The following is a 24,542-nucleotide window of genomic DNA, read 5'->3' as shown; positions in this document are numbered from 1 at the left end:
TGCGATTGACATCAACCGAGCTCATGGTCAAAAACCATAGGAATAATTAGAAGGTAGGATTCTCTACAACCTGTCCTGACAAATGAAATATTATACCTGTTGCATGATATTTTTCCTTATCAGCGTGGCAAGTGTCTCTTGTTCAAGAGATACTTGCTATGCATCATGGATTGTCCATACAGCTACGCGGTGGAGCGTTGACATGATTTGCAATGCATTACCAATGATTGTCCATGCAGGCAGTGTAGGGGCGAGTGGAAGCTCGCCCGCGTTGAGCACGCCGATGACGTATATGTGGTGGCATCCCCGGAGGGGATGGACCGCGTTTCCGCAGTGCATGCGTTGCGGGCGCCGATGACGTATATGTGGCGGCATCCCCGGAGGGGATGATCTGACTTGTAGCCGTGGGTTGAGCGTAGCGATACCCACGGACAGGTGTTGCCCGGCATGATGTTTCCGACAGGAATCATCAAAATACGGCATGGAAATGATGAATATATGCGATGATGATTCCTGCGGAAACATCCCTTAAAGGGCATGCAAACCGTGGGTATCGCTGCGCTCAACCCACGGCTAAACATGGATTATCCCCTCCGGGGATAGACCGCGTTTCCGCTGTGCATGTGTTGCGGGCGACCTTCCAGTCGCCCCTACAGCTACGCAGTGAAGCGTTGCGGTGATTTGCAACGCATTACCAATGACTAACCATGCAGGCAGTGTAGGGGCGAGTGGAAGCTCGCCAGGATTTATAAGTGATACTTAATTATCTGATTATAATGTCATAATGTCAAATAATACATTTTTATTTGCACATTTGCGATATTTTGCTGTATTTTACGGTTAATCGATTTCATATTTCAAATAAAATCAATGGATGAATAAAAAGTTATTGTTTTCACTTCCAGCCTCACTATTATTGGGCGTGACCTCATGCGAGATTTCGGATTTTATTAGTGACACCTTCGGCAGTGAGGAAAAGAAATTGCCGGAGGAGATTGCCGATGCAAAGACGTATTTTGACCAATACGCGTCTTTGTAGATTGACTATGAACTGATTGGCATGCATCCGGGGGTAATCGTTCCCCAATGGGATGATGCAATCGCAGTGCAAAATGGCGAGATGGTGAGTATAAATGTGCCGCTGTTTACCGAAGCTACCTACAGCGGGGCGTTTTACATAGACCGCGCCAATCCTGACACAAAAGTAATGATATTATTGGTGCAATTGATTCGGGATTTACCGTAATGATTGCCACAACAATAAATGGTTCTAATGATTACCATAATGTATTAATTGTTGGATATACTGTAGACAAAAAGTACATATATGCTGATACAGCGGTAGGAGGGCTTTGTGTGGCTTCCAAAGATCATTTTTCAAATTATTATATGTATATAATAACGGGAATTAAAAATATTAAATAGTTATGAGGAAGTTAATATTAATATTGATGATTTTTCAAATTGTAATTGTGAAAAATAACCTTTGCGCTCAGACATCTGAAAAATTTCCCCTTGAGATGCTTGAAAATAGGGACTGGTTTATTAAGTTTGTTGATGCTGATCATAATAAACGTCCGGCTCAAGGAATTAAAATGGAAAATAATATGCTTATTTCTTTTGCTTATTTTGATGGCAAAAGAAAAGAATTGAAAGCACCATATTATATCTCTAATACACTTGACAAAACATTCGTACCATCAAAAATAGGGAAGAATAAAAGCGGTAAATATCTTATAATTAATGATCCATCAGGATTCATGTGTGCCAAGATAATAGCTGTGACAAAAACGGAGATGCTTCTACATTGCGATTGGACAAACACTCAACTATCATTCACAACCAAACGACCCGATTGAAAATGCGTGCGATATAATGATGACATAGCGTATTTTGAAATCCTGCGCTTGACATCAACCAAACTCAGAGTCAAAAACCATAGGAATATATACAGCTCCTGTTTCATCGTTTCCTAAAACATATGTATATATAATAAAAGGAATGGTTAATAATAAGTAATTATGAAATATAAAATTTTAATGTCAATATGCACATTTGTGCTTTTATTTAATCTTGAAATTTCAGGACAAAATAGTTATAATTATCAAGCTAATTTGTTGGAAAATAGGGACTGGTATCTTTCATTTCCTGCCGGAGAATACTGCAAAATAAAATGTCAGGGCATGCGATATACAAAGGGTGAGCAAGTATCATTTATGTATATCGATGGCGTGAAGAACGAGGTTGGTTTGCCATATTACTTGTCTGAAACTCCCGATTCTGAATTTAAATGGGAGAAAGTCGGGAAGAGCATAAAAGGGCGATATATAATATTCCTTATGAAAAATGGGAAAATAAAATGTTCTCAGATAGTGAATTTAACGTCGTCTGTTCTTGTTATGCGTTCCCTTTGGAACAATAAGCAATTTACATTCACTACCAAACGGCCTGATTGAAAATGCGTACGATATAATGATGACATAGCGTATTTTGAAATCCTGCGATTGACATCAACCGAGCTCATGGTCAAAAACCATAGGAATAATTAGAAGGTAGGATTCTCTACAACCTGTCCTGACAAATGAAATATTATACCTGTTGCATGATATTTTTCCTTATCAGCGTGACAAGTGTCTCTTGTTCAAGGGATACTTGCAATGCATCATGGATTGTCCATGCAGGCAGTGTAGGGGCGAGCTTCCACTCGCCCCTACACTGCCTGCATGGACAATCCATGATGATGCATTGAAAATCACCGCAACGCTCCATCGCGTAGCTGCATGGATAATCCATGATGGTGCCCTGTAAATCACTGTAATGCGCCAATGGCTGCCCGGGTTAATACCAGGTGATGCCGTTGGAATAAGATGAGCGCTTGTCGTACTTGAGATCCTGGAGAAGCGACGACTTGACGGCTATGTGGAAATTGTAGCTTTTGTAGGGACCTACCGGGACAAAGCTTGCTGTCATCGTGAAGCAATGCAGGTCGCGCGACACATTGCAGTTCATGTAGGCGAGCTTGTGGGTGTCAAAATTGTAACTTGCGCTGAATCCGAAATTCCAGTTTTTGGTAGGCTGTATATTGCCTGAGAAGCTGAGATTTTGGGTGATACTCCAGCTTCTCCTTGTTGAAGTTGCCAACGCCGCTATTGATAAAATCTCTCATTTGACGTTTTATTGCAAGCGTGGTTGTACTTTCAATCTTTACCTCCTGCGACAACACTTTCTGTGCTATTTCCAATGCCATTGTGAAATTTTTCTTCTCTTTGTAAATTTTCCACAGATAATAATTAGCTCTCAATCGACAAGGTATCATATCTGAAGCTGTCATCAGATATTTTATCGCATCTTCATAATCACGCCTCATATAATGGTACTCGCCAAGGTAGAGATATACCTGATAAGAAGGCTTTGCATCACATAACCGTTCGGAATGAGTTGCACGAGGGTCAGACAAAAGCCATCCTATATAATACTCGTTAAAGAAACCGTTATTTTTAACTCGGTTATAGTCATCATTGCTTAAATCTTTACCTGTGACATAAAGCGAGTATGTATTGTTAGATATCCGCAAATATCTGCAAAAATAGCCCCCAGACCCCATAATTAAGACTCCAACGATTAACGCACAAGCCAACTTCAATCTGTATGAAAAGTTAAATTGTATTGTAATCCTTAAATTATGACATGCCGCAAAAGCCACTATTATTGTTGCCAATGACAAAATAGGGTATATTTCAGTAGGATAAGAAAATAGTCCAATAACCAATAAGGCTATGACAGCCCCACGCCATATTGTTGAACATTTATTCGGCAATTTAAAAACAGAGTAGATCAATGCCATTAAAATCAGGACACCAAATATCCCGTATTGCACACCAATACATACATATTCATTAAAAGGCATCATAACATCATCGGCATATCCTGACAATTGTGAAGAGGGATTTTCTTTAAAATACAATGCTTGATAAAGCATATAATTATCACTGAATGAGCCAGCACCAAGACCAAGTATAGGTGACGCAGAAAACATTTGCGCGGAAATCTTCCAAACTAAAAATCTCCCGGCAACAGATTCGTAGCGGTAACAAACCAATAAAAGGAAAAATAGAGCAAAAACTATTAATGTAAGAAATATTTTAAATGCATTGATCTTGAGATTATATTGTCGGATCAATAAATACAAGACTGCGGCAACAACAGCGACCCATGCTGTCCTTGAATCGCAAACGATTAACCCTGCCAATTGAACGACAAGGAAAACTATTGCTGTCCTGCTGCGCGAAGCCAGCATATACCCAACGGTCACGACACTGCATATCGCAATAAAGCATCCTGCCTGTCCCGGATTGTAAAATGTTCCACAAGCTTCATGTATGTTGTTAATGCTTCCCACCATACCTATTGCCTGAAATATTACAACAGCCCCTTGCACAGTCCCGGAAATTGAGAATGCGATGTACATCCAGTGAGTGACCCTTAGTCTTCGGATTACCATATAAAGGATCAGTAAAGCCATGGTGTCTATCCCGGCACCCTTTCCGTCGCTTAGCTTATAAATACACCCGATAATAAAAACAATAGCAACTATTATATCAGTATAGCCTATGTTAAGGGTGCTATGAAAAGAGTTGGAGATGAAAATTCTTAATAACAGATATATGCCCAATATTACAATAACTGCTGACCCGAGAATCTCCCTTGAAAAAATAAATCCGGCACATGTATACATTAATGGCAACAATATAACAGCCAGTGAAACGATTAATATGTCTGCAATCTCAGTTTTCATGAATCATAGCCATTTTTGCCGAGAATTATCTATTATGAAATATTGGTAGCTCTCCTTATTATTTTTAGCGTCCCTTATATAATAAATGCCTTTTTCCGGTAAATCAGCCACTATCTTTCCATTGACTGGCTTTTGATTAAGTATCACCTGCCAGTCATCGCCGGTCCAATAAAATACTTCATATCTGTGGTCATTAACAAGGCGGTTATCCTCTATACGGGGGAAATATCTTATCGACCCGATTACCTGTGGAACATCAAATTTTAATCCTACCCATGAATAATCTTGGAAACCGAACGGAGCATCAAAATATGTGTATATGTCACCATCAAACACTTTTTCCTTAGTCATTCCCGATGAGTACCAAGAGCCTGCTGTACCAATCACGTTCCCTGTTAACTGCCCTCCGTCAGCATTATAAAACTCAATTTCCGCCACGTTACAGCTACTTCCCTTGGGCGACATATACCTTACATATTTATATGCCGCTTTTGAAGCAATCGGAATTTCCGTATAGGTCGAGTCACCCGGTATGTCCTCAATCTCATGCAATACAACCTTTCTTCCGAATACAGAGTCATTCGAAGCCTCAAAGCTACCTTCCTGCATTCTGAAAAGCATTGATTGGTTCAATCCAAGATTATCAATTTCAACTTTAACCTTATTTTCAAGATCACCGTCAAAACTTACCGTTTTGCCGCGATTTATCATGAATGGGAATGATGCCGGTAAAATCTCTCCACCATCAATGTAGACAGGAAGATACATGATCTCTCCACCTACGTGTTCAAACGTTGCAAATGAGCCATTTACAATGCCTCGGTCAATAATTTCGGGAAATGGTTTTTCAAACGTATATAGATATAGCGCCTTCTCGTCTTGTGGAAAATCAATTCTTACAGTTGCAGTATTATCCGTGTCACGGTATTTGTCAGAGACATCAATTATATAGGGATCATTCAGTATACTCGGAATCTCCACAGTGTCAATATCCTGTCGCGCAAATGTACGGCGAAACACCTTGCACTTCCTTAATCGTGTGCCGAGGTGTTCCTCTCCTGGATTATATTCTGTACCCATAAACGATACATACATACCATCGCCGATGTTGACGGAATTCCACGCGTGTCCGCTTGTCCTGTTGGGCCAACTTGGAGTAAAATCCATCACGACAGGGATGCCAAGAGCACGCATAGTAAACATTGCAAGAGCACACATCTCATCACATGTGCCTCGCGGTGTCGCGGTCAGCATACTATAGTTCATCGGTGGCACCGGATATGTGACCCACGAGTATTCCGGCAGCAGGCGGTTTACAATCGCGCAGGCTTGTCCGGCAGTCATGCAGCTGTCGGCACGTAACCGGTTGTCAATCTCCCGATATGAGGCAAGCACTTTTCCACGCCAATCCTCAAGCGGCTCATTGCCAATCCTGTAGGGCAGAATCTCTTCACAAAACGAAGCGAAATCAATGGTCTTACCCCACGGATGCGACTCCCAAGCCTCAAAGGCGAGTTCAATATTGTTGATAAGATAGTCAGCCGATATACATTCAAGGTCATATCTCTTTTCAGGCTCCGGTATGCCATATTCAGAAAAAAGCGATTCCTTGTTCTCGCAATCAAAATACCGATAAAGTGCCGCGCTGTGATTTTCCCACGGCACATCATATACCAGAGAATATTTGCCCGGCATATTTTTTATCAGATATTTTGCAGCCCTAAGCTTAAGGCTGTCATCTTGACTACCATTGTAATAATCAAGGACTTTTTCAAGTTCGTCGCGATTCTTGCCGGAAAGCGACAATACCTCTTCCATGTCGGCATGACAAGTATCCCTTGAACAAGAGACACTTGCCACACTGATAAGGGAAAATATTATGCAACAGGTATAATATTTCATTTGTCAGGACAGGTTGTAGAGAATCCCACTACCCAATTATTCCAATGGTTTTTGACTCTAAGCTCGGTTGATGTCAAGCGCAGGATTTCAGAACATGCTATGCCATCATTATACAATATTATTATGTATTTTCCGGTCGTACTTTTACCTACTTTGGATTGATCAAAAGTCTTATCCGGGGTTGATGACAGATAGTATGGTGCAGTTGCTTCGACTCGCTTAGCCCCATCATAGATAAATGAAACTTTTGTTCCATTTACATACTTTACTCCTTGCGGAGGTCTTTTTATCGGATACTCGTTAGGCATCAATAGATACCAGTCTTTACCTTCGAGCATAGTTGAAGAGTAATTACTTTGTGCATAGAGGCTAATCGATGTACAAAAAATTGTAATCAGAATTATAATGATATTCTTTTTCATTGTTTTAAAGCATTCCTTTTATAATGAATGTATAATATTTATTGAATGAAGACGCGGGTGCAGTATAGGTTTTTGCAGTAGATGTATCAACATATATATATCTTCCACCCTGCGTATATCCAACGATAAGTACACAATGGTAGTCTTTAGAACTAGCAATACGCCTTAAAGACACCAGTGTATATCCTAAGTCAATGGCTTGTTTAAAATTACTTACATTTTGTTCCGCAACAAAAAAATGATTTATAAGCTTCGGTAGATTTTCAATACTGACACCTGCCTCTCCTGGTAACTTACCTTCAAGAAGAAGAGCATAAAAATCAAATGGACCTTTCGACGCATCAAATTCAAAATATGACTCAGAAAGATAGTCCAAAATGTTTGTCACACAATTCTGCCCAGTTTGTTTTGGAATTGGTATACTCTTCTTCTTCGTAACGAGTTTATCTGTCTTAGAATACTTATACTCCTGTGGATCATTACTTGATGAGCTGCCGGAGCTGCTTCCTGAGCCGCCACCGGAACTACCGCCGCTATGAGGTGGCGGCACAACAGGAGGATTGCTGCCGGGAGGAGTCGGATTATTGGGAAACGGAGGATCAGGTGGTGGCGGGAGTGACGGGACAGAAGGAGTGCCTCCCCCGCTTCCGCCGGGTGTTCCGATTATTGTCACCCCCGGAAGTTGGATGCCGCCAAATTCGCCACCGCTTCTTGACATCAGAGAGATCTCACGCGTCACCTCCTTTGCCCCGATTATCTGCTCCATAGACTCATACATACCAATAACCGCATCTTCGGGATTGAGTATTGAGATACTTTCAATACACTCACCACCGGAATAACGCTCAACGGCAACAGTATAGTTGGTTGTAACCGTCGAATAGATAACCGTGCCGGAAAAAGTCGTTGCAGTATCGCCCGATAAAAACCGCCGGGAAATCATCGCGCGATTTTTAGACGCGCAATCTCTGTCCGGGATTATAGTGGACACATAACAATTGTAATTACTCTCTCCTAGATATTTTACGATGACCAGACGTTGCAGGAGCGACGTCGAAAAGGTCTCGTCAGGATTGGCGCGGTCTATGTAAAACGCCCCGCTGTAGGTAGCTTCGGTAAACAACGGCACATTTATACTCACCATCTCGCCATTTTGCACTGCGATTGCATCATCCCATTGGGGAACGATTACCCCCGGATGCATGCCAATTAGTTCATAGTCAATCTCCAAAGACGCGTATTGGTCAAAATACGTCTTTGCATCGGCAATCTCCTCCGGCAATTTCTTTTCCTCACTGCCAAAGGTGTCACTAATAAAATCCGAAACCTCGCATGAGGTCACGCCCAATAATAGTGAGCCGGTAAGTGAAAACAATAACTTTTTATTCATCCATTGATTTTATTTGAAATGTGAAATCGATTAATCGTAAAATACAGCAAAATATCGCAAATATGCAAATAAAGATGTATTATTTGTCATTATGACATTATAATCAGATAATTAAGTATCACTTATAAATCCTGGTGAGCTTCCACTCGCCCCTACATTGCCTGTATGGATAATTATTGATAATGCATTGCAAATCGCCGCAACGCTCCACCGCGTAGCTGTAGGGGCGACTGGAAGGTCGCCCGCAACACATGCACTGCGGAAACGCGGTCTATCCCCGCAAGGGGATAATCCATGTTTAGCCGTGGGTTGAGCGCAGCTATACCCACGGTTTGCAGGACCTTTCAAGGATGTTTCCGCAGGAATCATCATCGCATATATTCATCGTTTCCATGCCGTATTTTGATGATTCCTGTCGGAAACATCATGCTCGGCGACACCTGTCCGTGGGTATCGCTACGCTCAACCCACGGCTACAAGTCAGATCATCCCCTCCGGGGATGCCGCCCATATACGTCACCGGCGGGCGCAACGCGGGCGAGCTTCCACTCGCCCCTACACTGCCTGCATGGACGGTCATTGATAATGCATTGCAAATCACCCAAACGCTCCACCGCGTAGCTGTAGGGGCGACTGGAAGGTCGCCCGCAACACATGTACTGCGGAAACGCGATCTATCCCCTTTAGAGGTGCCAACCAACATGTACACGCATCGGCGGACGCAACGCGGGCGAGCTTCCACTCGCCACTACATTGCATGCATGGACAATCATTGATAATGCATTGCAAATCACCGCGCAGCCCACCGCGTAGCTGTAGGGGCGACTGGAAGGTCGCCCGAAACACAAACCATGCCGACATGCAATCTATCCCTGGAGGGGATGCCGCCACAGATACGTCATCGGTGGTCGCAACGCGGGCGAGCTTCCACTCGCCCCTACATTGCATGCATGGACAGCCATTGATAATACGTTGAAAATCATACCAACGCTCCACCGCGTAGCTGTAGGGGCGACTGGAAGGTCGCCCGCAACACATGCACTGCGGAAACACAGCATATCCCCGCAAGGGGATGACCCCACATATACGCCATCAGCGGGCGCCACGCAGGCGAGCTTCCACTCGCCCCTACATTGCATGCATGGACAGCCATTGATAATACGTTGAAAATCGCCCCAACGTTCCACCGCGTAGCTGTAGGGGCGACTGGAAGGTCGCCCGCAACACAAACCATGCGAAAACACAGATCATCCCCTCCGGGGATGCCACCCATATACGTCATCGGCGGGCGCAACGCGGGCGAGCTTCCACTCGCCCCTACACTGCATGTATGCGCCTGTATGCGCTATCATTAATAATACTTGCCGCGTTGCTATCGGTAATGATATTTTCCCATTTCTACATCGCGACGCGTGCGGACGGTGTTAACTTTGCATTGTAATCATTAACCAATCAATTACTATGGAACACGACGAAAACACCACCCCAACCACCGACGACGCTCTGAGAACCGCCATCGAGGAAGCCGAGCAAAGAGGCTATCTGCGCGGACTTAACGAAGCCGCGTCATCACGCATGGAAGAACCGGCACCTTTCGAGACCATTCCGGCTCCTGGAGCCATGCCTGCCACAGGCGACACCGACTCCACAGTCACCGACCTTGACATCGACTTCTTCTCTGCCCCGCGACGAAGCATATGGGACTGAAACTTAACACGCACACATCTTCTAAACCTAAAAAACTGAAAAACATGGAACCAAAAATCGCAAACGGAGCCGCGGGAGGAACCCACGTAATCGGCTCACCCCTCACCTCGGCATTGACCCGCGAGACCGCCCCCGACCTTCTTGTCAACGACATCGACAGCCGCATAGTCAAAGTGCGCCCGATGGCTACGCCCGTCGACCAGATATCACGCATAGGCACCCCGCGCAAGTGTAAAAGCATGATCGCTGAATATTATTCGGTCGACACTGTGCCGACAATGACTACAGTAAGCAAGGAGTTCAAAACAGCACCGGGCAAGAACACATGCTCCCTCTATGTCGTCAACCCGGCGATATTCAGCGCTACCGAGACAGTCTATATTCCGGGGCTCTCGATTGGCGAGGAAAAGCTCGACGGCGTGTTTTACGTCTCCTCGGTCGAAAACGAGACAATAACGATACGCAGCATAGGACGTGACGAAGAAATGACAAAGATTCCCGACATCCCGGTGGGCGCGAAAGTGATAAGAATGGGCAGGGCTGCGGCAGAACTCGACGTGCAGACAACCCAGGCACAGGCAATCCCGGTGAAGCACAAAAATTTCTGCCAGATATTCAAGGCTCAGGTCGAGCTCGGAAACATGCAGCGCCTGGCGGCAAAGGAAGTAGGTTGGACTCTCTCCGACCAGGAGGAACTTGCCATAATCGACATGCGTCAGGGCATGGAGAAGAGTTTCCTCTTCGGAAAGGGCTACCGCTTTGACAAGGGCGCCGGCTACGGAGAGGTGTTCATGACCGAAGGCATATGGCATCAGACCAACAACGACTTCCGCTACACAAAGGGACGCCTGACCCCACAGTCACTCGTCAGCCTGTCAAGAATGGCATTCACCGGATGTGGCTCGTCATCACGCAAGGTGTTGATAGCCGGGTCGGGACTCATCGAGGCGCTGTCGTCAATGGAAACAGTGAAAATGGTAGGGGCTACACAGACCGTGACACGCTGGGGCATAGACTTTACCGAAATCCACACCAAATTCGGCAGACTTTACGTAGTGTTAAGCGAGACATTTGACGCATGTGACCATCCCGACGACGGCATGATCATCGACCCGGAATATCTCCAGAAATATGTCCACATTCCGTTCCGCACACTCCCCATCGACCTGAGCAAGAGCGGACAGCGCAACACCAGGGCTACCGTGCTCACCGAAGCGTCATGTCTTGTATTGCGTTACCCCACGGCACATGTAAGGATTATAGCCGAAAGCGACGAACCGACGATGCCCGACACACCTGCCTTGCCGGTAGAGCCGGAAGAACCCGACACTCCGGGCGGAGATGACTTTGAGGGAGAATAAACCTGACACACCCCACCGCCACACGACACTTTTACTATGAAACTACACCTTTCAGAGGCGCAATTGCTACAGGAGTGGCAATTGCGCCATCTCCCCCCGATGATCAACGCCGGATGCACCGTAAACCTCGCAAGCGGCTACGACATGGACGCCATCCTGTCGGCACGCATGCATGACTGGTATGCCTCCCTTCTTGCTGCGGGCGACATGTCGATGCTCGCCCCGGTCGAGATAGGCGACCGCCTGTCAATGACTACCGGTCACGACGGAACGGGAACCATAATCCTGCCCGAAAATGTGATAAGGGTGGTCACTGTCGACATGGAGGGATGGAAATCACCGGCGACAATCACCCGTGACCCCCTGTCGCGCATCGCCGCAAGGCAGCGGTCGCCCTATTCACGCGCCGGGACCGACTCGCCCGTAGCAGTCATCGACGGAAGAACGATGCGCCTCTACACCCCACCCTCCGCCTCTGCGCGGATTTCAGTGACGGCGATAGTCGATGACCCGGGAGAGTATCATCTCGACTCCGCCGCGCTATCTACAATCAAGTCTTTTTATCAAGAAATCACACCATGAACACCCGGACACACATGCAAAAAGCCTACATAGCCTGGAAGCGCTGCGACGACCTGAGGGAACGCAGGCTAAGACTCAAACGATACACATTCGGCGACCAGTGGGGCGACATTACCGCCGGTGAAAACGGTGAAAATGTCACCGAGCGACAGCTGAGGATGGCAAAGGGCGAGAATCCGGTGACCAACAATATCATACGCCAGCTTGTAAAGACAGTCGTCGGGTGCTATCGGTCGGCGAGAAAAGCCGCCGGAACCGAGAGCGGAATACTTGAGACCGACGCACGCACCTTTGAAGAGTATCTCATATCAGGCTGCGCCATACAGAGAGTCATCGCGGAGCGGAGCTGCACAGGCTCAGGAGAGATGGCGCTCCCCGTCAGTCCGGCACGCTTCTTTACCGGAAGCCTTACAGGCTACGGGGGCAATGAAGTGGAGATAATAGGCGAACTTCATGACCTGTCGCTGAAGCAACTGCTGATGCGCCACTCCCACGGCGACCGCAGCCGCGCCATGAAAATCAAGGAGATATACAGTTCCGACTACATGCGCAACATGTCGCGCCCCATCCACATGACCGGACAGTCGCGCAATGACAACCTCGATTTCTACCACGCCGAGGCGGGACTATGCCGCCTTATAGAAGTGTGGTCGCTCGACACAGCCGAGCGGCTGAGATGTCACGACGCGACGACAGGCAGCTTTTTCTTTGCCCCGGTGTCACGTCATGCATCGCTCCTGCGGGAGCAGTCACGGCGAAAGAAGAGCGGCAAGGCGCCGCTTAACATCAGGTGGGAGCTCATGCCGCAGTGGCATTGCCGCTTCTACGCCTCCACCGGCGAGCTTATCGACGAGTACACCGCGCCCGACCATCCTTACATATTCCGCTTTTACCCGTTTATCGACGGGGAGATCCACTCCTTTGTAGAGGATGTCGTGGAGCAGCAGCGCAACATCAACCGGCTTCTCACTCTTAATGACCGCATACTCGCCACGGCGGCAAAGGGAGTGCTACTATTTCCCGACAATCAGGAGTCGCGCAGCATGTCGGTCAACCAGGTGGCTGACAACTGGGCGCAGCCCGACGGCTTTGTCATGTATCACGGCATACCCGGAATGCCGGGACCGCAACAGCTCTATGCCTCGCCCGGCAATCTCGGAGTAAGCGCGATGGTCGACCAGCAGCTAAAGCTGCTCTCGGAGGTATCGGGGGTGACAGGAGTGCTGCGCGGATTCACCTCGACAGGCGACGGCTCGGCACAGCTCTACCGGCAGCGTCAGGAAAGCGCGCTTGTGGCTCTTGCAGACATCTTTGACTCGTTTGACTCATTTGTCGCCATGCGCGACCGCAAACTATCGTCATACTCCTCATGAAAGCCCATGTATCTGTCATCGCGGCACTGCTTATGACCTCCGCCGCCTGCACACGCACAATATATACACCCGTCACATCGGCGTCAACCGACTCCGTCTACACGGCTACAGCACGCCATGACACCCTCTACATGCTTGACAGCGTAAGGGTGGAAGTGAGAGGCGACTCGGTGAAAGAGCAACGCTACCGCACCATCTACCGCACCGTCACCCTCACCGACACGGTAGTCACGTCACGCACCGACACCGTGAGAATCACCATGCCGCCTGAAAAGACGAAGGGAGACGCCCCTTCCTGGCGCCTCCCCGCTATAATCGCCGGGACACTTCTGTGTCTTCTCGTTGTCAGAAATATTATAAAAGGGTGATTCCTGCCTTCCTGCACTCTTCAATCTGGTCTTCGGGCCAGATTGAAGCCTGCACCTCGCCTATGTGAGCCTTCTGCAGGAGGAACATGCAGAGACGGCTCTGACCGATACCGCCGCCTATCGAATAGGGAAGCTCGCCGTTAAGCAGCGCCTTGTGGAATGTAAGCGAGCAACGGTCGCTGCAGCCACGCTGCTCAAGCTGCTTTTTAAGCGATTCAGGGCTTACACGTATACCCATTGACGACAGTTCAAACGGAGTGTCGAGCACATTGTCCCAGAATATCAGGTCACCGTTCAGCCCGGTATATCCGTCAGAGTTTGGCGTAATCCAGTCATCATAGTCGGGAGCCCTGCCGTCATGAGGCTCGCCGTCACTGAGCGGATTTCCGATGCCGATAAGGAATATGGCTCCATACTTCTTGGCGGCTTTAGCCTCCCTCTCGCGTGAGGTAAGACCGGGGTATTCTTTCAGCAACTGCTCTGCATGGATGAATGTGAGCTTTTCCGGAAGCACTGGTGTGATATGGGGAAACTGCTTGTAGATGCGTCGCTCAATCTCACGCACCACATTGTATATCTTTTCAGCCGTAGCCTTGAGATAGTCAAGGTTGCGGTCTTCTTCGTTAATGGTCTTCTCCCAGTCCCACTGGTCGACATAAAGCGAGTGCAGGTTGTCAAGATCCTCAAAGGTGCGTATCGCGTTCATGTCGGTATAAAGTCCGTAGCCCGGGGCGATACCGTAGGCGCCAAGCTTGGCGCGCTTCCACTTGGCAAGCGAATGTACGACCTCGGCACGCTTGCCCCCCATCGCGTCTATATTGAACGACACAGCGTGCTCGACTCCGTTAAGGTCATCGTTAAGACCGGTGCCCGCAAGCACAAAAAGCGGCGCGGTGACACGTCGCAGGTTAAGAGCCGAAGCAAGTTCGGTCTGAAAACCCTCTTTAATAACCTTGATTGCTATCTCTGTTGTCTCCGGAAGCAGCTTCTGCTTGTATCGTGGAGGAATGATAAGCGCCATAGTTTTGTCATTATGTAGTTAAATCACCGCAAAGATAAGCACAATATTTTATTTTGCAAATATTTTGCTGCATTTTGTAAAATATTTAGTTATTTTCCCTTTCACAATGCCACATCATAACATTTCGCGGATTAACAATACATCACCCATTATTGAACAAAAGGCACCCATGAATTTGCACTTATCTGTATATATTTGCACTATCAAAAAAAATACTATACTCTTGACTATTATGACTAAAATCTTGAATCTGATTTATGCCGTGGCATTGTCGCTGACACTAAGCGCGTGTGCAAATGCCGGTGCATCATCATCACGTTCGGCTAATTTTGACGACGGATGGAAATTCAATCTCGGCGACTCGGCGGTATATTCAGGGCCGGAGTTTGACGACAGTTCATGGCGCTCGCTCGACCTGCCCCACGACTGGGCGATTGAAGGCGATTTCAGCAAAGACAATCCCTCAGGCACAGGAGGCGGAGCGCTTCCCGGAGGCATCGGCTGGTACAGAAAGACTTTCACTGTGCCGGGATATAACGACGGCGAAAAAGTCTACATCGACTTTGACGGAGCCTACATGAACACCACTGTCTACATCAACGGGCATGAACTCGGCACACGCCCTTACGGATATGCCTCATTCAGCTACGACATAACCCCCTGGCTGAAAAAGGGGGAAAATGTGATTGCCGTGAAAGTCGACAACTCTGACCAGCCCAACTCGCGCTGGTATTCAGGCTGCGGCATATACCGCCACGTGTGGCTGCGACATCTCAACGCCATCCATGTGGCTCAGTGGGGCACCTACGTGACTGCGACCGACATAAGTCCCGAAAGCGCCACACTGAACGTGGAGACCACCGTCGACAACACGTCTGACAACGCTGCCGCAGTGACCCTTGTCACCCGCATTATAGACCCGCAGGGCAACGTGGCGGCAACCGACACGGCGACCGACACAATCGCCGCCGGAAAATCGGCAACGGTAAAGCAGTCGGCAAAAGTGGCGTCGCCACAGCTCTGGTCGCTGTCATCACCCTCGCTCTATTCGGTAGTGACCGATGTGGAGGTCGACGGGAAAAAAGTGGACACCTACGAGACCACGACCGGTATACGCACAATCGAGTTTAACGCTGACAAGGGTTTCTTCCTTAACGGCGAGCCGGTAAAAATACAGGGTGTCTGCATGCACCATGATCTCGGCGCCCTCGGAGCGGCTGTCAACACACGCGCCATACGCCGCCAGCTTGAAATACTCCGCGAAATGGGCGTAAACGCCTACCGCGCCTCCCACAATCCTCCTGCCCCCGAGGTGCTCGCGCTCTGCGACAGCATGGGAATACTCGTGATGGACGAGGCGTTTGACATGTGGCGCAAGCGCAAGACAGAGCGCGACTACGCGAGATTTTTCGACGAGTGGCATGAGCGTGACCTCTCCGACCTCGTGACACGCGACCGCAACCACCCCTCGATAATAATGTGGAGCATCGGCAATGAAGTGCTCGAACAGTGGAGCGACGCCGCCGCCGACACCCTCTCGCTGGAGGAAGCCAACCTCATCCTGAACTTCGGACACGGAGCCGACAAGCTTGCCAAGGATGGCGACGAGATGTCGGTCAACTCTCTGCTGACCCGAAAACTCGCAGGAATCGTCAACTCTCTTGACCCGACACGCCCAGTCACCGCAGGCATGCAGGAACCCAACCCCGGCAACCACCTTATAAAGTCGGGCGCACTCGACATCATCGGCATAAACTATCATGACGAGTGGTACAAGGACGCGAAGAAAAACTATCCCGGCAAGCCGTTTCTCGGCTCGGAGACAGTGTCGGCTCTCATGACTCGCGGATATTACAAGATGCCCTCCGACTCAATCATCATAGCCCCCAAGCGCTGGGACATACCCTATGAGGATCCCTCGTTTGCCTGCTCGGCCTATGACAACGAGCATGTGCCCTGGGGTACAACCCACGAAAACTCGCTCCGCCGCATGAAAGACGACCACGTGATGGGACAGTTCATCTGGACCGGATTTGACTACATCGGCGAACCGACACCCTACGGATGGCCAGCACGCAGCTCTTATTTCGGCATCGTGGACCTTGCCGGTTTCCCGAAAGATGTCTACTACATGTATCAGAGCGAATGGCGTCCCGACAAGACCGTGCTGCACCTGTTCCCCCACTGGAACTGGACCCCGGGACAGGAGGTCGACATGTGGGCCTACTATAACAACGCCGACGAAGTGGAACTCTTTGTCAACGGGAAATCACAGGGCGTACGCACAAAGGGCGACGATGACTATCATGTGGCATGGCGCGTGACCTTCGAGCCGGGCACAGTCAAGGCTGTAAGCCGTAAAGACGGCAAGACTGTCGCCGAGACTGTCATCAACACCGCGGGAGAGCCGGCGGCAATACGCCTTACCCCCGACAGGCAGGCAATCGCCGCCGACGGAAATGACCTCAGCTTTGTCACCGTCGAGATTCTTGACAGCGAAGGCAATCTGTGTCCTCTCGCCGACAATGAAGTGACATTCTCCGTGGAAGGAGCCGGCAGAAACGAAGGTGTCGACAACGGCAGCCCCATATCGCTTGAGCGCTTTAAAGCCGACAGCCGGAAAGCTATGGCAGGAAAAGCAATGCTCATTGTGCGCAACAACGGCAAGAAAGGCGACATAACAGTCAAAGCCTCATCGCCCGGACTCTCCGACGCTACGACAACCATCACCGCCCGATAACCGGCGGCTGACAGCACTATTACTGCGGGCACTCCTAAACGGGGGTGCCCGCAAATGTTAAATACATGTTTACATTTCCTACATAGTGTTATTTAAGTTATTTTTGCATTAGCGACCTATATCGGTTGCCTGCAAAAATCATCTGACACTCGGTTATGCTTAAATTCTGCAACCTTATAATACTAATACTCTGCGCCTCATTGCCGATGAATGCAATCGGCGTACACTTTGCCAAGGAGTTCAACGATGCCTCGTCCCACAATGCAAAGACATGGGGCATATCCACCGCCGGCGGCGACTATGTGTTTTTTGCCACTCAGCAAGCGCTGTTTGCCTACGACGGCAACGACTGGAAATCGTTTCAAATCAACAACGGTACCGACCTCCGCTCGGTCTACGTGTCGCGCAATGAAGGAAGAGTGTATGTCGGCGCCATCAATGAATTCGGCTACTTCGAGCCCGGCGATGACGGCAATCTCGTCTACACCTGCCTGAGCGACAGTGTTGCCGGACGTCGTGAACTCGGAAATATCTGGGGCATATACGAGAAAGACCATATAATATATGCGCAGGGCGACCGCAATATAATGAAGTATATCCCCGACGGCAACCGCAATGTAATTGTCTCCGACAGCTGCAAGTTTGACTGTTCGGCAATGATTGACGGAACACTCTATCTCGGCACTGACCGCGGGCTCAAATTTATGGCGGGCGACAACATATTCACCGCTCCGGAGACCGAGCGGCTGAAAGGCAAACGCATACGCTCCATTCTCCCCTATTCCAGGGGAATAATTATCGCGACCGCGAGCGACGGCATATTTTTCTACGACCGCAAGTCGCTCCGACGCATGGACGAAATCGAAAACGAGACAAGACGCATCGGAGAGATATTCTGCGCGGCTGTAAACGGCAACCGTCTTGCCCTCGGAAGCATCCACAACGGAGTGATGGTCATTGACCTCGACAGCACGACGGCACAGCTTTATAACGAAAACAACGGTCTGCTAAACAACACAGTGCTTTCGCTCGCCTTTGACGAGCGTGGCGACCTCTGGGCAGGGCTTGACCGCGGCATTGAAAAGATATTGCTTGAAATGCCCGCAACCACCCTGAGCAACGGAAATCTGCCTATAGGCTCAGGATATGTCACAGAAATCATAGGCGGCAAGATGTATCTCGGGACAAATCGCGGGCTATACACTGTCGACTATCCCCCGGTGCCGGAAAACGGGCGGCTTTCATTCACCCCTGTCGCCGGGACCACCGGACAGGTGTGGGGACTGCGCAATATCGGCGGTGAAATCATCTGCACCCACGACCGGGGCGTTTTCGTAATCGACGGTACTACGATGACCCCTGTAAACGGGATATGTGGCTCATGGGATTGCATGCCGCTGACCGACGGACGCGTCATCGTCGGCACATATGACGGATTCTACATCATGGAAAAGCGCCGGCAGCAATGGGTCATGACTGCAAAGCTGCAAGGATATGACGGATGCCCCAACAATTTCGTGATGACCTCGCCTGATGAGATATGGGCCTCGGCGGGAACCGACGGTGTAACCCGGCTCAAATTTGACCTTAACACCCTCGCGGTCATAGACGAGACTCACTTTACGTCAACATGCGACAGCGTGCCCTTGACAAAGGATGTCAACCTGAGCCTTTTTGACGGCAAGGTGCATTTTGCGACATCAGAAGGAATCTATGTCTACAATCCGGCGTCCGGCACAATCGAGCCTGACGAAAGGCTAAACTCACTATTTGGCGGGAAAAAGCATTTCCGCAGGATTAAAAAAGATAGGGGGGGAAACTTATATGCCTTGACATCCAAAGAGATAATGAGATCAGGCAGCGACAGCAGCTCGGTGACACGCATGCCGCTTTTCGGATATTTCCCCGCCCCGATGCATGAAGGCGACCTGCTCTACTCTATCAATGACTCCATAGTGATATTTCCGGGATACAACGGATATACTTTCTTTGACTTTTCCCGCGCGACAGCCGACCACGACAAGGGGCTGCGCCTCGCCCGCATCAATGAGGTCAGCATCACGTCGCCCGCCGATTCGCTCCTTTACGCCAACAATTTCCTCGGCCGACGCGAAAAAATCACTATCGGCTATCATCAAAACTCGCTGCGCATAAAATATGGCATCAACGACGACGCCCGCAGCGGGCTCGTGACCTACCGCTACAGGCTCAGCGTGGAGGACTGGAGCGCACCCACCGCGTCGACCCTAAAGGAATACACCAATCTTAAAGATGGTTGCTACCGATTTGAAATCGAGGCTACCGCCGTCGACGGAACCATTGACACCGACAGCATCGAGTTTACAATACTGCCGCCCTGGTACAAGAGCAAAGGGGCGATTGCCGTCTACATCATCCTCGCCATTATAGCCGTTATCGCGCTCATAGTGCTTGAACGTCATCTGCTCGCCGTAAAAGAGCGCAGGGTCGTGAGGGAAAAAGACAGCGAACTTGCCAAACGCCAGGCCGACTTCGACAAGGAGGCGCAGATGAAGGACCGCAAAATCATGGAACTCGAAAAAGAGAAACTGCACTTTGAACTGCAACACAAATCGCAGGAGATGGCAAACGCCATGGCAAGCATAGCCCGCAAAAACGAGACCCTCATCAATATCAAGCAGGAATTGCGAAATATTTATTCGCGGCTAAACGCGGGGTCGGAACAGCGCAAGTCGATTCTTGCACTGCAAAATTCCATTGATGTGTCGTTGCAGTCTGATGATGTCATGAAGAGATTTGAAGATGAATTTGATCTTGTGCATAATGATTTCATGAAAAAACTGCGGTCGCGCTACCCCGACCTTTCCAATAATGAAGTGCTCCTCTGCGCTTACATAAAAATGGACCTTTCCACCAAGGAAATTGCTCCGCTCATGAATATCTCTGTGCGCGGAATGGAGACCATGCGCTACCGTATCAGAAAAAAATTCAATCTTGAGCGCGAAGAGAGCCTTCAGGAATTTTTAGCAAAAAACAATTAAGTGTAGACGTAACACTCAATATTTTCAATACCCTGTATTACTGCTGATTACATTAAACTGACGTATATTTGACGTATTTTAAATAAGCCTTTGACGTAATCTTGAATAGTCAAAAACCTTAAATTGGATATTTCCACAAGATACATTTGCGGAAAATTTAAACCCGATATTATCATGAAAATTACAAAAAGTTGTATTCTCTTAACAATGTTTTTGACCGCATCGCTCTTCAGCTGCGGAAGCTCCGGAAACGACGAGCCCAAACCCTCGGGCGGGTCAGGCGACGGGGCGACAATCACTATCAGCCCCGCCGACATGAGCATAAATGCCGACGGTCAGGAAATAATTATTAATATAAAGTCGGACTCTGACTGGAAAATCGCAACTACCGCCGACTGGTGCACCCTCTTTCCTACGGGAGGCGTAAAAAATGAAGCCACTGAAATAAAGGTGTCAGTAAACTCCAACACCGGAATGGAGGCACGCACGGCAAATCTTGTGGTGACAGCCACTGACCGCGCGACAAAGAGTTTCATCCTCACCCAGGCAGCAAAAGCTGCCATACGCCTCTCCAAGTCATCAATCACATTTGGAGCCCAGCCATCTTCGTCCAATATTACAGTCAACTGCAATGTGGACTGGAGCGCACAGTCATCGGCGGCATGGTGTAAAGTGACTCCCGCCACAGGCACTGACGGGGAGACCTCGCTCACTGTAAGCTGCGATAAAAATGAAAGCGCCGAAACCCGCAACGCCACCGTCACCATCAGCTACAGCGGTGAAAGCTCAACAATAGAAGTATCGCAGATGAGCGACGAGATTATCACGCCCGAAGGCTACTCGCTCGTGTGGGCCGATGAGTTCAACGACCCTGCTGTAACTATGCCCGACGAGTCAAAATGGTGGTATGAAGTGTGGGATCCGGGACGCGTCAACAATGAGTTGCAACGCTATATCAAAGGCAAGCGCGACGGTGTTGTGACAGCAGAGATAAGCGACGGCATCCTGAAGATTCACGCTAAAAAGGTAGGCAACGAAGTGTGGTCGGCACGCGTCAACACCTCCACCTACTGGACCTACGGCTACTTTGAGGCACGCCTCAAGCTCCCCAAAGGCAAGGGCACATGGCCGGCATTCTGGATGATGCCTCAGACCGGTGGCGAGAACTGGCCCGCATGCGGTGAAATCGACATCATGGAAGAAGTCGGAGTAAACCCCAACTATACCTCATCGTCAATCCACTGCTCCGCCTATAACCACACAATCGGCACTCAGAAGACCAAGGAAGTGCTTACCCCCGGAGCGGAAGACGAGTTCCACGTCTACGCCCTCGAATGGACCGAGGACTACATCAAGACCTATGTCGACGGCAAGCTCCTGCTAAATTTCCCCAATGACCATGCCGGCGACCCGAAGACATGGCCCTTCAACAAAAACTTCGGTCTGAAGCTCAACCTTGCATGGGGAGGCGACTGGGGCGGCATGAAAGGAGTGGATGAAAGCGCTCTTCCCGCCACCTATGAGATTGACTATGTGAGAGTATTCCAAAAAGATTAACCACAATAATTTGACATCATGAACAGCATCACCAGACTTCTTCTTACAGGAGCCGGTATAATCGGCATCACCACTCTGCTGACAGGATGCGGAGCCTCGGGCTCGCCCGACCTCTATAAAGACTCATCCCAGCCGGTAGAGAAAAGAGTCGAGAGCCTGCTGTCGCAGATGACGCTCGACGAAAAACTCGGACAGCTCAATCAGCGCAGCATGTGGGACGGCGACAACGCCCTCTCCTATTTCTCCGGCGAGATAGCCTCAGGCAATATCGGCTCGCTGCTCAATGTACCCTCACCCTTCCATGCCGACAGCATGCAGCGCGTGGCTATGGAGCAATCGCGACTCGGCATACCCCTGCTCATATCCCGCGATGTGATTCACGGCTACAAGACCATATTTCCGATTCCACTCGGACAGGCGGCGACCTTCGATACGCTAATCGTCGAGAAAGGCGCGAGAATCGCAGCCGTAGAGGCTTCAAGCGACGGCATACGCTGGACCTTCGCCCCAATGATTGACATAGCCCGCGACCCTCGCTGGGGACGCATCGCCGAAGGCTGCGGAGAGGATGTCTACCTCACCCGACTCATGTCGAGGGCGATGGTAAAAGGATTTCAGGGCGATGACCTGACCGACCCCACATCAATGGCGGCGTGTGCCAAGCATTTCGTAGGCTACGGCGCGAGCGAGTCAGGCCGCGACTATAACTCCACGTTTATCCCCGAGCGTCTGCTGCGCAACATATATCTTCCCCCCTTTGAGGAAGCATGCAAAGCGGGCTGTCTCACCTATATGTCATCATTCAATGACAACGACGGTGTGCCGGCATCGGGCAACAAATTTGTACTCACCGACATACTTCGCGGCGAGTGGGGATTCAACGGCTTTGTCGTGTCTGACTGGGCAAGCGTAGGCGAGATGGTCAACCACGGCTTCTGTGCCGACAACAAGGAGGCCGCGATGAAAGGTCTTAACGCAGGTGTCGACATGGAGATGGAAAGCTGCACCTACATCACCCACATGAAAGAGCTCCTCGACGAAGGAAAGGTCAAAATAGATGACATTGACAAGTCAGTGGCTAATATCCTGCGCGTGAAATTCATGCTCGGACTATTCGAGAAGCCCTATATCGCCACTCCCCAGGAAGTCAAGTACAGCGAGCCTCATCTCGCAGCGGCAAAAGAGGCTGCGATGAAGAGCGCCATTCTGCTGAAAAACGACAATGACGTGTTGCCGCTCTCACAGGGCGTGAAGCGCATACTGCTCACCGGACCTCTTGCCGACGCCCGCCACGACCAGATGGGCACATGGGTCTTTGACGGTGAAAAAGACAAGACTGTCACCCTGCTTGACGCACTCCGCAAAGAGTATGGCAACGACATCACCGTCATCTATGAGCCGGCACTCGGTTATAGCCGTGACAAGAACGAAGCCGGCATTGCCCGCGCAGTCAATGCCGCCCGCGGTGTCGACGCAGTAATCGCCGTAGTAGGCGAGGAATCAATCCTGTCAGGCGAAGCCCACTGTCTTGCCGACCTTGACCTCGTGGGAGCACAGGGCAAGTTAATCGAAGCCCTTTCCCGCACAGGCAAGCCGCTTGTAACCGTGGTTATGGCAGGTCGCCCGCTCACAATAAAGAAGCAGATCGACGAGTCTGACGCCGTGCTATACTCCTTCCATCCCGGCACAATGGGCGGTCCCGCCCTTGCCGACCTTATCTTCGGCAAAGAGAGCCCGAGCGGAAAGACCCCTGTCACTTTCCCCGCCCGTGTAGGTCAGATACCTATATATTACAGCAAAAACGCCGGAAGCCGCCCGGCCCACGGCACAGAAACCCTTATCAACGACATACCCCAGGAAGGCGGTCAGACATCGCTCGGCAACACCTCCTACTGGCTTGACGCCGGATTTGGTCCGCTCTTCCCCTTCGGCTACGGTCTATCCTACGGAAAATTTGACTACGCCGACATCGCCCTTGACAAAACATCTTACTCAAAAGATGACTGTATAACCGCAACCGCGAAGCTCACCAACAGCGGCAAGCACAAGGCTACCGAAGTCGCACAGCTCTACATCCGCGACCATGCCGGCTCTGTGACACGCCCCGTAAAAGAGCTGAAAGGCTTCGAGCGCGTGACGCTGTCACCGGGAGAATCAACCACCGTGACATTCCGCCTGCCCGTAAGCGAACTTGCCTTCTACGGAGCCGACATGAAAAAGAATGTCGAAGCGGGCGATTTCACCCTCTGGATAGGCGGTGACAGCGACTGCGGACTTTCAACCCCATTCTCGGTCACAGACTGA

At 49.5% G+C, this 24,542-nt stretch carries 18 protein-coding genes; 11 read left to right on the top strand and 7 right to left on the bottom strand.

The window, feature by feature from the left end; genetic code table 11:
• Positions 1-1,427: 1,427 nt before the first annotated feature.
• Both E4T81_RS09575 and E4T81_RS09570 read left to right on the top strand, forming a co-directional pair.
• Complete coding sequence (locus E4T81_RS09575; RefSeq protein ID WP_135043942.1) at positions 1,428-1,859, top strand: hypothetical protein; 432 nt, start codon at positions 1,428-1,430, stop codon at positions 1,857-1,859.
• Positions 1,860-2,021: 162 nt separating this feature from the next.
• A complete protein-coding gene (locus tag E4T81_RS09570) occupies positions 2,022-2,456 on the top strand; it encodes a hypothetical protein (RefSeq protein ID WP_135043940.1) in 435 nt (144 codons plus the stop codon).
• Between the two features lie 133 nt (positions 2,457-2,589).
• Here E4T81_RS09570 and E4T81_RS09565 read toward each other — a convergent pair whose 3' ends face one another.
• The 6 genes from E4T81_RS09565 to E4T81_RS09540 are packed head-to-tail and all read right to left on the bottom strand — an operon-like array spanning position 2,590 to position 8,509.
• Complete coding sequence (locus tag E4T81_RS09565; RefSeq protein ID WP_135043938.1) at positions 2,590-2,793, bottom strand: hypothetical protein; 204 nt, start codon at positions 2,791-2,793, stop codon at positions 2,590-2,592.
• A gap of 45 nt (positions 2,794-2,838) precedes the next feature.
• The gene (locus tag E4T81_RS15765; protein WP_209308176.1) at positions 2,839-3,009 is read right to left on the bottom strand and encodes a hypothetical protein; all 171 of its coding nucleotides are present in this window, start codon (positions 3,007-3,009) and stop codon (positions 2,839-2,841) included.
• Between the two features lie 19 nt (positions 3,010-3,028).
• Complete coding sequence (locus E4T81_RS15760; protein WP_209308175.1) at positions 3,029-4,795, bottom strand: O-antigen ligase family protein; 1,767 nt, start codon at positions 4,793-4,795, stop codon at positions 3,029-3,031.
• Positions 4,796-4,798: 3 nt separating this feature from the next.
• Positions 4,799-6,697: a transglutaminase-like domain-containing protein gene (locus E4T81_RS09550; RefSeq protein WP_135043936.1), complete on the bottom strand. Its 1,899-nt coding sequence runs from the start codon at positions 6,695-6,697 to the stop codon at positions 4,799-4,801.
• The gene (locus tag E4T81_RS09545; protein WP_135043934.1) at positions 6,694-7,119 is read right to left on the bottom strand and encodes a hypothetical protein; all 426 of its coding nucleotides are present in this window, start codon (positions 7,117-7,119) and stop codon (positions 6,694-6,696) included. The genes E4T81_RS09550 and E4T81_RS09545 overlap by 4 nt, the downstream gene beginning before the upstream one ends.
• A gap of 4 nt (positions 7,120-7,123) precedes the next feature.
• A complete protein-coding gene (locus E4T81_RS09540; RefSeq protein WP_135043932.1) occupies positions 7,124-8,509 on the bottom strand; it encodes a hypothetical protein in 1,386 nt (461 codons plus the stop codon).
• Positions 8,510-9,970: 1,461 nt separating this feature from the next.
• Between E4T81_RS09540 and E4T81_RS09535 the strand changes: the two genes are divergently transcribed.
• From E4T81_RS09535 to E4T81_RS09515, 5 genes are read left to right on the top strand one after another with little or no spacing between them, the layout of a single operon-like run.
• The gene (locus E4T81_RS09535) at positions 9,971-10,216 is read left to right on the top strand and encodes a hypothetical protein (protein WP_135043930.1); all 246 of its coding nucleotides are present in this window, start codon (positions 9,971-9,973) and stop codon (positions 10,214-10,216) included.
• 44 nt (positions 10,217-10,260) lie between these two features.
• Positions 10,261-11,577: a DUF5309 family protein gene (locus E4T81_RS09530; protein WP_135043928.1), complete on the top strand. Its 1,317-nt coding sequence runs from the start codon at positions 10,261-10,263 to the stop codon at positions 11,575-11,577.
• A gap of 36 nt (positions 11,578-11,613) precedes the next feature.
• Positions 11,614-12,159, top strand: coding sequence for a hypothetical protein (locus E4T81_RS09525; protein ID WP_135043926.1), 546 nt, complete (start codon positions 11,614-11,616; stop codon positions 12,157-12,159).
• A 14-nt stretch (positions 12,160-12,173) separates the two neighbouring features.
• Complete coding sequence (locus E4T81_RS09520) at positions 12,174-13,532, top strand: hypothetical protein (protein ID WP_135043924.1); 1,359 nt, start codon at positions 12,174-12,176, stop codon at positions 13,530-13,532.
• A complete protein-coding gene (locus E4T81_RS09515; RefSeq protein WP_135043922.1) occupies positions 13,529-13,900 on the top strand; it encodes a hypothetical protein in 372 nt (123 codons plus the stop codon). The genes E4T81_RS09520 and E4T81_RS09515 overlap by 4 nt, the downstream gene beginning before the upstream one ends.
• Here E4T81_RS09515 and asnA read toward each other — a convergent pair.
• On the bottom strand, positions 13,887-14,921 hold the full coding sequence (gene asnA, locus E4T81_RS09510) for an aspartate--ammonia ligase (RefSeq protein ID WP_135043920.1): 1,035 nt from the start codon (positions 14,919-14,921) through the stop codon (positions 13,887-13,889). The genes E4T81_RS09515 and asnA overlap by 14 nt on opposite strands.
• Positions 14,922-15,153: 232 nt before the next feature.
• Here asnA and E4T81_RS09505 point away from each other — a divergent pair, with 232 nt between their 5' ends.
• From E4T81_RS09505 to bglX, 4 genes are all read left to right on the top strand, one after another.
• Positions 15,154-17,661 (top strand): glycoside hydrolase family 2 TIM barrel-domain containing protein, encoded by a 2,508-nt coding sequence (locus E4T81_RS09505; protein WP_135043918.1) that lies wholly within the window; start codon positions 15,154-15,156, stop codon positions 17,659-17,661.
• 155 nt (positions 17,662-17,816) lie between these two features.
• Entirely contained in the window at positions 17,817-20,681 is a 2,865-nt protein-coding gene (locus E4T81_RS09500; RefSeq protein WP_135043916.1) for a transcriptional regulator, read from the top strand.
• A gap of 207 nt (positions 20,682-20,888) precedes the next feature.
• Complete coding sequence (locus E4T81_RS09495) at positions 20,889-22,238, top strand: family 16 glycosylhydrolase (RefSeq protein WP_167761825.1); 1,350 nt, start codon at positions 20,889-20,891, stop codon at positions 22,236-22,238.
• Positions 22,239-22,256: 18 nt separating this feature from the next.
• Positions 22,257-24,542 (top strand): beta-glucosidase BglX, encoded by a 2,286-nt coding sequence (bglX, locus tag E4T81_RS09490; RefSeq protein ID WP_135043913.1) that lies wholly within the window; start codon positions 22,257-22,259, stop codon positions 24,540-24,542.

It is taken from the genome of Barnesiella sp. WM24 (assembly GCF_004570975.1).
GTDB lineage: Bacteria > Bacteroidota > Bacteroidia > Bacteroidales > Muribaculaceae > Muribaculum.
The sequence above is the reverse complement of the archived record's forward strand: the minus strand, read 5'-3'. Positions and strand labels throughout refer to the sequence as shown.